General features: G+C 31.8%; 13 protein-coding genes and 1 pseudogene. 12 read left to right on the top strand and 2 right to left on the bottom strand.

Annotation, left to right across the window (positions count from 1 at the left end):
• Window positions 1-125: 125 nt before the first annotated feature.
• From AAC053_RS11950 to AAC053_RS11990, 9 genes and pseudogenes are all read left to right on the top strand, one after another.
• Complete coding sequence (locus AAC053_RS11950) at window positions 126-608, top strand: cytochrome c (RefSeq protein WP_339756869.1); 483 nt, start codon at window positions 126-128, stop codon at window positions 606-608.
• A gap of 6 nt (window positions 609-614) precedes the next feature.
• Window positions 615-1,190, top strand: a complete 576-nt coding sequence (locus AAC053_RS11955) for a fasciclin domain-containing protein (RefSeq protein WP_339756872.1) — start codon at window positions 615-617, stop codon at window positions 1,188-1,190.
• Window positions 1,191-1,214: 24 nt separating this feature from the next.
• A pseudogene (gene nosZ / locus AAC053_RS11960) lies at window positions 1,215-3,181 on the top strand (Sec-dependent nitrous-oxide reductase).
• A gap of 288 nt (window positions 3,182-3,469) precedes the next feature.
• On the top strand, window positions 3,470-4,072 hold the full coding sequence (locus AAC053_RS11965) for a hypothetical protein (protein WP_339756875.1): 603 nt from the start codon (window positions 3,470-3,472) through the stop codon (window positions 4,070-4,072).
• A gap of 95 nt (window positions 4,073-4,167) precedes the next feature.
• The gene (locus AAC053_RS11970; protein ID WP_339756878.1) at window positions 4,168-4,605 is read left to right on the top strand and encodes a nitrous oxide reductase accessory protein NosL; all 438 of its coding nucleotides are present in this window, start codon (window positions 4,168-4,170) and stop codon (window positions 4,603-4,605) included.
• Window positions 4,606-4,608: 3 nt separating this feature from the next.
• A complete protein-coding gene (locus AAC053_RS11975) occupies window positions 4,609-5,844 on the top strand; it encodes a nitrous oxide reductase family maturation protein NosD (RefSeq protein WP_339756881.1) in 1,236 nt (411 codons plus the stop codon).
• Entirely contained in the window at window positions 5,838-6,545 is a 708-nt protein-coding gene (locus AAC053_RS11980) for an ABC transporter ATP-binding protein (protein ID WP_339756884.1), read from the top strand. The genes AAC053_RS11975 and AAC053_RS11980 overlap by 7 nt, the downstream gene beginning before the upstream one ends.
• Complete coding sequence (locus AAC053_RS11985; protein WP_339756887.1) at window positions 6,538-7,320, top strand: ABC transporter permease; 783 nt, start codon at window positions 6,538-6,540, stop codon at window positions 7,318-7,320. Before AAC053_RS11980 ends, AAC053_RS11985 begins: the two co-directional genes overlap by 8 nt.
• Window positions 7,321-7,322: 2 nt before the next feature.
• Window positions 7,323-7,748 carry a hypothetical protein gene (locus AAC053_RS11990; protein ID WP_339756889.1) on the top strand — a complete coding sequence of 142 codons (426 nt, stop codon included), beginning with the start codon at window positions 7,323-7,325 and terminating at the stop codon, window positions 7,746-7,748.
• A 13-nt stretch (window positions 7,749-7,761) separates the two neighbouring features.
• Here AAC053_RS11990 and AAC053_RS11995 read toward each other — a convergent pair whose 3' ends face one another.
• Both AAC053_RS11995 and AAC053_RS12000 read right to left on the bottom strand, forming a co-directional pair.
• A complete protein-coding gene (locus AAC053_RS11995; RefSeq protein ID WP_339756892.1) occupies window positions 7,762-8,112 on the bottom strand; it encodes a hypothetical protein in 351 nt (116 codons plus the stop codon).
• On the bottom strand, window positions 8,112-9,086 hold the full coding sequence (locus AAC053_RS12000) for a polyprenyl synthetase family protein (RefSeq protein WP_339756895.1): 975 nt from the start codon (window positions 9,084-9,086) through the stop codon (window positions 8,112-8,114). The genes AAC053_RS11995 and AAC053_RS12000 overlap by 1 nt, the downstream gene beginning before the upstream one ends.
• A 186-nt stretch (window positions 9,087-9,272) precedes the next feature.
• On the opposite strand from AAC053_RS12000, the gene AAC053_RS12005 reads away from it, so the two are divergent.
• From AAC053_RS12005 to AAC053_RS12015, 3 genes are all read left to right on the top strand, one after another.
• Entirely contained in the window at window positions 9,273-9,815 is a 543-nt protein-coding gene (locus AAC053_RS12005) for a TetR/AcrR family transcriptional regulator (protein ID WP_339756898.1), read from the top strand.
• Window positions 9,816-9,820: 5 nt separating this feature from the next.
• Entirely contained in the window at window positions 9,821-11,155 is a 1,335-nt protein-coding gene (locus AAC053_RS12010; protein ID WP_339756901.1) for a TolC family protein, read from the top strand.
• 20 nt (window positions 11,156-11,175) lie between these two features.
• On the top strand, window positions 11,176-11,957 hold a 782-nt coding region (locus AAC053_RS12015; protein ID WP_339756904.1), incomplete at its 3' end, for an efflux RND transporter periplasmic adaptor subunit.

Here is an 11,957-nt window from a genome sequence, read left to right on the forward strand (position 1 = left end):
TACTAAATTTTATTTAAACAAAAATAAAAAGGATGTTTTTGTCCTAAATATGATTTATATCATATTTTTTCTCTTCTATCGTCATTAAATTTGTCATAATATTATGATAAAATTATGATAAAATTATGATAAAATCACTAAAAATTTTAACATTGATAACAGTCGCAACATTGCTTAGTTGTGGCGGTAAAGAAAAAAGAGAAGAGGCGTCATATAACAAAAAAACTCCTGAAAAAACAGAAAATAAAGTTGCTGCATCCCAACGCGTTGATTTAAGTGATAAAGGTATTGGTCCTATTACATCGGTAGAGTTAGACCTCGTCGTTAATGAAGAAATGGCAGCACATGGTAAAAAGGTTTATGAAAAAATGTGTACTGCTTGCCATAAAGTAGAGAAAAAATTTATTGGCCCATCTCCTAAAGGGGTTTTAGAGCGGCGTTCGCCAGAATGGGTTATGAATATGATTTTGAACCCATCAGAAATGGCGCAAAAAAACCAACTAGCCAAAGACTTGCTAATGGAGTTTAATGGCTCTCCTATGGCTAATCAAAATTTAACCAAAGAAGACGCTAGAGCTGTTTTAGAATATTTTAGAACTTTAAAATAATAAATTATGAAACTAATCAAACACCTATTTCTTGTTTTTGCAATTGCAATTTTTTTCGGCTCTTGTAAAGATGCGAACAAAGACGCTTCAACAACCTCTTCGGAAGTAAATACTGAAGCAACTTCCAAAGAGTCTGGTCAAGCCTTTATTAAAGATGATGAAGGTAAACCAACTGTTTTAAGTATTGCTATAGGCTCTAAAGACCATACTACATTAGTTGCTGCAGTACAAGCAGCATCTTTAGAAAATGCTTTAGTAAATGCAGGGCCATTAATGGTTTTTGCACCGACAAACGAAGCATTTGCTGCTTTACCTGAAGGAACGGTTGAGAACTTACTAAAACCTGAAAACAAAGACGCTTTAGCTAATATTTTAAAATACCATGTAACGCCTGGTAATTATTCAAAAGATTTTTTAAAGAAGTTTAAAAAACTAGGACAAGCCAATAATGGCTATGTTCAAGTTGAAGTCGTTGATGGAGAACCAATTATTGGAGGAGCCAAAATTTTGGCTAGTATCCCTGCAGGAAATGGAATCGTTCACGTTATCGACAAAGTTTTATTACCACCAACTCAAGAATAAAAACACTAATTAAATTATAAAACAATGAAGAATTTATTAAAATCAATAGTTGCGACAGTAAGTATTCTAATGTTATTTAGTAGTTGCAACAATAATCAAGGCTCAAATGGAAAATCTGGAGCATTATCAAGTAGTGCTGCCGAAAAAGTTTACGTAGCACCAGGAGAACATGATGAATTTTATGCCTTTATTTCAGGAGGATTTAGCGGTCAATTAGCCGTTTACGGACTACCATCAGGACGTTTATTTAAAGTAATTCCTGTGTTCTCACAAGATGCCGAAAAAGCTTATGGCTATAATGAAGAAACTAAACCAATGCTAAATACTTCTTATGGTTTTATACCATGGGATGATGCGCATCACCCAGATATTTCACAAACAAATGGTGTCCTAGATGGTCGTTATGTATTTATAAATGGTAACAATACACCACGAATTGCCAAGATAGATTTAACAACATTTGAAACTACAGAAATTATTGAAATACCAAATAGTGCTGGTAATCATAGTTCGTCTTATGTAACAGATAACACTGAGTATGTAGTTGCAGGAACACGTTTTAGTATTCCTGTCCCTCAAAGAGATATGTCTATAAATGAATATAAAGGGAATTTTAAAGGAACTTTATCTTTTATAAAAGTAGATCCAGAAGATGGTGGAATGGACTTGAAGTTTCAAGTTTTGATGCCAGGATTTGATTATGATAAAGCGCATCCAGGAAGAGGAAAATCTCATGGTTGGTTCTTTTTCACAACCTATAACACAGAAGAGGCTAACTCTCTATTAGAAGTTAATGCATCACAAAATGATAAAGATTTCATTGCGGCAGTAAATTGGAAAAAGATTGAAGAGTATGTGAATAATGGAGGAGGAACAAAAACAGCAACAAACTATGCACATAATGTTTATAGTGAAGAAACGCATTCGGCAACTTCAACAATGAAAAAAGAAGTAGTTATGGTAGATCCATCAGAAGTTCCTGGAGCTATTTATTTCTTGCCAACACCTAAATCACCTCATGGTTGTGATGTTGATCCAACAGGAGAATACATTGTAGGTAGTGGAAAATTATCTGCTAACGTTACTGTGCATTCATTTACTAAAATGTTGGATGCTATCGAAAATAAAAATTTGCTGGTGATGCCTATGGTATTCCAATCTTGAATTTTGAAGATGTTCTTGCAGGTGCTGTTGAGCAACCAGGATTAGGTCCCTTACATACAGAGTTTGACAATGAAGGGAATGCTTATACATCATTCTTTATTTCATCTGAAATAGTAAAATGGAAGTTAGGTACTTGGGAAGTATTAGACAGACAACCAAGCTTCTATTCAATAGGTCATTTAATGATTCCTGGAGGTAACTCTCAAAAACCTTTTGGTAAATATGTACTTGGTATGAACAAAATCACGAAAGATCGTTATTTGCCAACTGGTCCAGAAGTAACTCAATCAGCTCAATTATACGATATTTCAGGAGATAAGATGGAATTATTATTAGATTTCCCAACCGTTGGTGAACCACATTATGCTGCAGGTATTCCAGCAGATTTAATTAAACCAAATTCTAAAAAATTATACAGACTTGAAGATAACAAGCATCCTTATGCCGCAAAAAGCGAGGCAGACACCAAAGTTGTTAGAGATGGTAAAACAGTTCATATTTACATGACAACAATTCGTAGTCACTTTGCACCAGATAATATTGAAGGTATTAAAGTAGGTGATAAAGTCTATTTTCATGTCACTAATTTAGAGCAGGATTATGATGTTCCACATGGAATAAGTATGATTGGTGCTCAAACGTCTGAATTACTAATCATGCCTGGACAAACCGAAACGTTTGTTTGGGAACCTAAACAAGTTGGTGTATGGCCATTCTACTGTACAGATTTCTGTTCAGCATTGCATCAAGAAATGCAAGGATATGTTAGAGTGTCACCTGCAAACTCTGATATTGAACTTGATTGGTCACTTGGTGGAGACTTTTAATTAGCAGTGCCAAATTAATTTTGAATTGTTTGTAACATTACGTGGTTAAATAATTATAGAATTAGGAGAATTTTGTTTTAGTGTTTATTTTCCTATAAAGGCGAGAGTAGTTTTATCGCTCTCGCCTTTTTATTCCAACGAAAGTAGTAATCTCATAAAAAACGCTAAAGTTCTGTGAATTCATTAAGATGTCACTTTTGTCCATTTGAAAAGTATAATGGACATCAGAAATTAACAAAATATAGTACTAATTAAAAAGAGATTTCCGTTTTCACGGGAACTAAAAAGATGAAAAAATCAAATATCATCATGTTGTTTGCTGCTATTCTTCCATTGGGATTATTTTTATTCCCACTTTGGAAAATAACATTGGAAGCACCTCAATATCCAACACCATTAGGTATGTACATTCATATTAATGATTTCTCAGATGTTAATCCCTATGATATCAAAAACATTAATTTGATGAATCATTATGTTGGTATGAAATACATTCCTGAAGCGATACCTGAATTTAAGATATTTCCTATTGGAATTATCATAACGACTATTATTGGATTAATTATTGCTTTTAAAGGAAATTATAAATGGTTTTTATATTGGTTTATTTTAATGATTGTTTTAAGTAGTGCTGGATTGTATGATTTTTATCTTTGGGAATATGATTATGGACATGATTTAGATCCAAAGGCCATTATGAAATTCACAAATCCAGATGGAACTCAAATGGGATTTCAACCACCACTTTTTGGAAGTAGAGATATTTTGAATTTTAAAGCACATTCATATCCAAGGTTAGGAGCTTACCTATTAGGTATTGGAATTGCAATGTCATTTGTTGCTTATCTTGTGGGAAAGAAACATAACAAAAAAATAATCCCTTCCGAATAGTTATAGGAACTAAATCCTTCCCAAAAGGAAGGATTTAATATACTAAGTTCCCTTTTCTTTAAAAAGGGTTAAGAATTAGGATAAAACACTAAAAAATGCAAACACTAAAACACTATTCAATTGCTGCATTATTTCTGTTCATATTCAGCTGTAATGTATCACCAAAGGCCATTGATTATGGCAATGATGGTTGTCACTTTTGTAAAATGACAATTGTTGATAAAGTTCATGGAGGTGAGATTGTAACTAACAAAGGAAAAGTATACAAGTTTGATGCTTCAGAATGTATGATTAATTTTTTGAAAGAATTTGATACTTCAATAGTAGAGCTATATTTAGCTAATAACTATTCAGAGCCTGAAGTTTTCATTGATGCAACTAAAGCAACTTTTATAATTAGTGAGAATATCCCAAGTCCAATGGGAGCTTTCCTTTCTGCTTTTAAAAACAAAGCCGACGCTGAAAAAGCAAAAGCTGAAAAAGGCGGAACACTATACACATGGATCGAGCTTCTTGAACATTTTAAAGACTAGTTCATGAATAAATCTCTTATTTATTTTTTAGTCATGATTATGACATTCACTAGTTATGCACAAAATATTGAAGTGTGCTCAACATGCTCAATTACTTCTATTAAAAAAGCAATTGTTCAGGCGAGTGCATTTGATACTATTACTGTTAAAAAAGGCAACTATAAAGAACATGATATAATAATTAATAAACCACTTACTATTATTGGTGAAAACCATCCAATTATAGATGGTGAATTAAAAGGAGAAATCATTACAATTATTTCTGATAGTGTTACAATAGATGGTTTTTTCCTCATAAATGTTGGCACTAGTTACACTGAAGATTATGCAGCAATTCGAGTTAGAAGAAGTAAAAACTTTGTTATTCAGAATATTGTCCTGGAAAAACTATTCTTTGGGATCTATATAGAAAAGTCGAGTTATGGTAAAGTATTTCATAATAAAATTATTGGTGATGCAGTTCAGGAATATAACTCAGGTAATGGTATTCAACTATGGTATAGCAGCCATATACAAATTGAAAATAATTATATAGAGCATGTACGTGATGGTATTTATCTGGAGTTTTCAGATGACTGTATAATAAAAAATAACGTAAGCACTGAGAACTTGCGTTATGGATTGCATTTTATGTTTTCAAACAACGACATTTACCAAAACAATACTTTTGAAAACAATGGAGCTGGAGTCGCAGTAATGTTTTCTAAAAAGATAAAAATGCTTAACAATACGTTTAAAGAAAATTGGGGAACTGCATCTTATGGTATGCTTTTAAAAGAAATTAATGATGCAGAAATTATTGGAAATACGTTTAAAGAAAATACCATTGGTATTAATATTGAAGGTTCCAACCGAATCATATATAAAAATAACAATTTCATGAACAATGGTTGGGCAATTAAAGTTCGTGGAGCATGTTATACCAATCAATTTATCGAAAATAATTTTCTGTATAATTCTTTTGATATTGCTTACAATAGTAAAGTTAATGATAACATATTTGATGGCAATTATTGGAGTAACTATACAGGTTATGACTTAGATAAAGATGGGGTTGGAGATATTCCATATAGACCTGTAAAACTGTTTTCTTATATTGTAAATCGTACACCAGAAACCATCATTTTATTGCGTAGTATGTTTATAGATATTATTGATTTTTCTGAAAAAGTTTCACCTGTTTTTACACCAGATGATCTCTTAGATAATCACCCACTAACAAAGAAAATAACATGGTAAATATTGAGAATTTACATAAGAAATTCGGAAAAAACCAAGTGCTAAGTGGTTTAGATTTAACTATTAATGAAGGCGGAATTTTTGCAGTACTCGGACCCAATGGTTCGGGGAAAACAACATTAATCAAGTCCATTCTAGGTATGGTTATTCCTAATAAAGGTGTGATTAATGTTCTAGGTGAAAACATTAAGAAAAATTCAAACTATCGACACAAAATTGACTATTTACCACAAATCGCCAATTTCCCTAGTAACTTAAAAGTTAAGGAATTGATTAAAATGATCAAAGACTTACGTAAAAACACCAATGAAGATCAACGCTTAATTGAACTTTTTAAATTAGACCCTTTTTTAGATAAAAAATTAGGTACGCTCTCAGGAGGAACCAAGCAAAAAGTGAATATCGTTCTAACCTTTATGTTCGATAGTCCGTTAATTATTTTAGATGAGCCAACAACTGGATTAGATCCAATCTCATTGATACGCTTGAAAGATTTGATTCAAGCTGAAAAAGCTAGAGGAAAGACCATACTTATTACATCTCATATTATGAGCTTTGTGGAGGAAGTTTCAGATGAAATCGTCTTTTTACTAGAAGGCAAGATTTACTTCAGAGGATCAATTTCAGAATTAAAAACCAAGACCAATCAGCCAGATTTTGAACATGCAATTGCGTCTATATTAACCGATAACCATGCTTAAGATATTAAAATATAGTTTTTTTGATTTGATGCGTAGTCGTTGGAGTTACGTCTATTTTGCATTCTATTTACTCTTAGGAATTGTTCTCTTGTTTTTAAATAATGATTTGTCAAAAGCTGTCATCACGTTAATGAATGTAATTATCGTTTTAGTGCCCTTAATAGGAACTATTTTTGGTGTCATGTATTATTATAATTCTAAAGAATTTACAGAACTTCTTTTAGCACAACCTTTAAAGCGCTCTTCTATATTTCTAGGACAGTATTTGGGTGTTGCTTTATCACTTTCAATTAGTTTGGTTCTCGGACTAGGAATTCCTTTTGTATTCTATGGTTTGTTTGAAAGTAGCGCTATTTGGGACTTTTCATTGCTGCTAATAACAGGTACATTTCTAACCTTAATTTTTACAGCATTAGCATTTAATATTGCCTTATCAAATGAAAACAAAATAAAAGGGTTTGGCTACGCAATTCTACTATGGTTGTTTTTAGCAATTATTTATGATGGTCTGTTTTTATTGACCTTAATTATGTTTGAAGATTATCCCTTAGACAAAGTTTCACTAATTGGCACCATGTTAAATCCTATAGATTTATCACGAATACTTATTCTTTTAAAATTGGATATTTCGGCATTATTAGGATACACAGGAGCTGTTTTCAAGCAATTCTTTGGTACAAACTTTGGATTAATTGTATCCTTATTTGCACTAAGCCTATGGGCACTAATACCAATACTGAGAATTATATTTAAATCGAAGAAAAAAGATTTTTAATCATGAAAGCGAATTATAGTCACATCCTTCTAGTCTATATTGCAATACTATGTATTGGTTGTAAAGATGATAAAAGCAACTCAACAGAATCCATTATCATCCTTGAAGGTTTAGTCTTTAACAATGGAGAAAAATGGATTGCCAATCCCGAAACACACACCGGAATGAAGCGCATCGATTCCATTTTAAAAAATAACACAACTTCTGATGGAAAAATATTGGGTGAAGCGCTTTCAAAAGAAACGAGTTACATCATAAAAAGTTGTGATATGAAAGGTGAAGAACACAATCAGCTGCATGTTGTTTTAGTGCCAATTCTAGAAGAAATAACAGATATAAAAGAGGTAACAGATTCGAGTGAGTTAAAAAATAAAGTGAGTCATTTAAAAAGTTTAATTAACACCTATTTTAAACACTTCAAAATTTAGAGTTTTCTTAACATTATGAATACTTAGCCTTATACCATACCTTTTGCCACTCACGCTGAAGAATTAAAAATGTAACGTCCTCAGATAGTTTAACCATATCATTACCATCTAAAGCTCGTATTTTTAACTCTGAAACATCAATGATATATAACAGATTAAGATAGTCGGAAAATTTATTTTGAATAAGGCGAAAAATTGTTTCATAAAGCACTAGTTTTAAACTTATTGGTAAGGTTTCTTTATCAAATTCTAAATCGATATTAGCAAACAACAAATCTTTATTGAGTTGCACTATAAGTTTCTTGTAAAGATTTAAAGCGTCCGCTTGGTCAATTAAATCTTCAAAGTTTGAAGGTAAAAGCATTATACACGTCTATTCATTAATTGTTCACCAAACAATCTAAGTAATTGTTTTTTATCTTCTGAAACATTTAAGGCTTCTAGTACTTTAAATGCTCTACTTGTATAACCTTTTACGGCATTTTGATTTGCTTCTGATGCACCAGAATTATTAAAAAGTTCTTTAACTGAACTTACTTTCTCATCATTAGTAACTAAATTACTTGACATTATTTGCAATAACCTAGATTGCTCATTTTGTGACCCAAGTTCTAAGGTTTTAAGAACTAAATAAGTCTTTTTATTCTCTAAAATATCGCCACCCACTTGCTTACCAAAAGATTCAGGGTTTCCAAAAGCGTCTAAATAATCGTCTTGTAATTGAAATGCGATACCTAAGTAACGACCAAAATCATAAATCGCATTTTGATCTTCAACAGAGGCTTTAGCAACAATTGCTCCCATTTTCATCGCGGCACCAACTAAAACAGCTGTCTTATACTCTATCATTTTTAAGTATTCAGAAATTGTGACATCGTTTCTAGTTTCAAAATCAATGTCATATTGCTGACCTTCACAAACCTCTATAGCTGTTTTACTAAAAAGTTTTGCAAGTGCCTGGAAAGTATTTGGTTCATAATTTTCAAATAATTGGTAGGCTAAAATCAGCATTGCATCACCAGAAAGAATTCCAGTGTTTAAATCCCATTTTTTGTGAACAGTTTTTTGCCCTCTACGTAAAGGAGCATCATCCATGATATCGTCGTGGACTAGTGAAAAATTATGAAAAACTTCAATAGAAAGAGCCGCATCCATGGATGTTTCAGCTTTCACTCCAAACACCTCAGTGGTCATTAAAGTTAACACTGGTCGTAACCGTTTGCCACCTAGCTTTAGGATATAGTTAATAGGTTGATAAAGGTTCTTAGGCTCTCTATCTATTGCAAAGCTTTCAAGATAATTTAAAAAGTCTTTTTGATACTGTTCAATATGTTGCATAAAACAAAAATAATGCTTTCGGAATCTTTTAAGCTAATGTTAGCTATGTTAAAAATATATTAAAACCACGGAAACTTTTTTTGTTTTTAAAGTTTCCTGTCGTAAGTTTGCGTTTTAATTATGAGAGATAAAATTCTACACAAGTCGCAAGAGCTATTTTTAAACTTAGGTTTTAAAAGTGTTACAATGGATGATATAGCCCGTGAAATGGGTATTTCTAAGAAGACCATATATGTGCACTTTCCAAACAAAACGAAACTAGTTGAGGCAACCACTTTACATATGTTCGAAACCATTTCTCAAGGGATAGATTGTATATGTGCGTTAAAAAAGAACCCTATCGAGGAAATATTTGACATCAAGGAGTTTGTGATGGACCATTTAAAAAACGAGAAATCCTCACCTCAATACCAATTGCAAAAGTATTATCGTAAAATTTTTGCAACATTAAAATCGAAGCAATTTGAAGTAATGCAAAGTTGTGTAACAGAGAATTTAAATCGAGGGTTAGAGCTAGGCTTATTTAGAGATAATATTAACATAGAGTTTATTTCTAAAATATACTTCTCTGGTATGATGGTTATTAAAGATAGAGCGTTTTTTCCACTTAAAAATTTCTCGATGCAAACCTTAATGAATAATTATTTAGAATATCATCTTAGAGGTATTTGCACACCAAAAGGCCTTGAAACACTAACGGGATTAATAAGAACCAATCAAAATCAATAAAACTAATGAGAAATAAACTCATATTAATAATATTTTTAATCTGTACTTCTATAGGATTTTCGCAAAAAAAACCAACGTTTTTATCACTTCAAGAAGCCATAGATTATGCTTTAGAGAACAATCGTACTGCAATAAATGCAGAACGCGATATTGATGCGGCAGTAAAGCAAAAGTGGGAAACAATAGCCTCTGGCTTACCTCAAATAAATGCTGGTGTAAATTATCAAAACTCGTTAAAACAACAGGTTACACCTGTAGATTTAAATAATGATGGTGTAGAAGTAGATTTTATTTTAGGTGATCCTCAAAACATTACAGCAACCGCAACTTTAAATCAAAAAATATTTGACGGATCTTACTTAGTAGGTTTACAGTCTGCTAAAGTGTTTTTAGAAATATCTAAAAACGCTAAAATAAAAACAGACCTGGAAGTTAGAAAATCGGTCATTGAAGCTTACGGCAATGTGCTTCTAGCTGAAGAAAGTGTTTTAATTTTAGAGCGTAACATAAGTGTACTTGAAAAAAACCTTTACGAAACCAATAAGATTTTTGAAAATGGTTTAGAAGAAGAAGAAAGTGTAGAACAACTTAAAATTACATTATCTGGAGTAAAAAGCAGTTTAAACAACACTAATAGGCTTAAAACTTTAGCCTATCAAATGCTTAATATTACTATAGGAATAGATGTATATGATCCACTGACTCTATCTGATAATCTAGAAAGCTTAACTGAGCAAAATATTTCACTCAGCATTTTAGACGATGAAACAAACCCAGAAAACACTATCGATTATCGGATCGCTGAAAATGATAAGGTGTCAAAAGAGTTATTAGTAAAACTAGAAAAAAGTAAAGCCCTCCCAACACTTAATGCATTTATAAATGGCGGTTATGTTGCATATAGTGAAAAATTCTCTTTTGCTAATAGCTCGCAAAGATGGATTGGTTCATCAATATTTGGCCTTAATCTCGATATCCCAATCTTTAGTTCTGGTATGCGAAGCGCATCGACTCAACGTGCACAAATCAATTTAGAAAAAGCTAACACAGATTTAACCGAAACTGAACAAAGAATAAAACTTCAAATTGAAACTGCGAAAAGTGATTATCAATTTGCTATTGAAGACTATGCAAACAAAAAAGAAAATTTAGCCTTGGCTGAACGTATAGAAAATAAAAATCAAACTAAATTTTTTGAAGGTATTGGTTCCAGTTTCGAGTTACGCCAAGCACAAACACAGTTATATACAGCACAACAAGAATTGTTGCAAACTATGCTAGATGTTATTAATAACAAAACAATATTAGAAACAGCATTAAATACCATAACATTAAACTAACCAACCATTAAAAAAGCACTATGAAATATATATATTCAGTATTTGTTATCACCTTTTTTTTAGTCTCTTGTGGAGGCGAAAAGAAAAATTCTGTAGAGATTGTTATAGAAAGTAATAATATAGAAACTATTCGTAAAAAACGCGGAGAATTAGTTAATGAGCAGCAAGCCATTAACGAGCAAATTAAAATATTAGATAAAAAAATTAAAACCATAGATACCACTAAAAACATACCACTTATTACAACGTTTACAGCTAAAACAGAAAAATTTGAACACGTTTTAGAGCTTCAAGGAAATGTAACTACTAAAAACCTTTTAGTCATTACACCAGAGTACAATGGCATCTTAACTAATGTATATGTTAAAGAAGGACAAAAAGTAAGTAAAGGACAAATTCTTGCTAAAATAGATGATGGTGGATTAAGTCAACAAATAGCGCAACTGAGAATACAATCAGAATTAGCAAAAACAACTTACGAACGTCAAAAACGTCTTTGGGATCAAAATATTGGAAGTGAAATTCAATATTTACAAGCAAAATCAACTTATGAATCTCAACAGCAATCCGTAAACCAACTACAACAACAAATTGCTAAAACAATCGTTAGAGCACCTTTTACAGGTACCATTGATGACGTAATTACAGAACAAGGTAGTGTAGTTGCTGCAGGACAAACTCAATTAATACGTATAGTTAACCTTAACGAAATGTATATAGAGGTTGAAGTCCCAGAAAGCTATGTGTCTAATGTTGTTAAAGGCAAAAAAGTACAAGTTGAGCTTCCTATTTTAGGAAAAAC

This window comes from uncultured Winogradskyella sp. (assembly GCF_963975125.1).
Lineage (GTDB): Bacteria > Bacteroidota > Bacteroidia > Flavobacteriales > Flavobacteriaceae > Winogradskyella.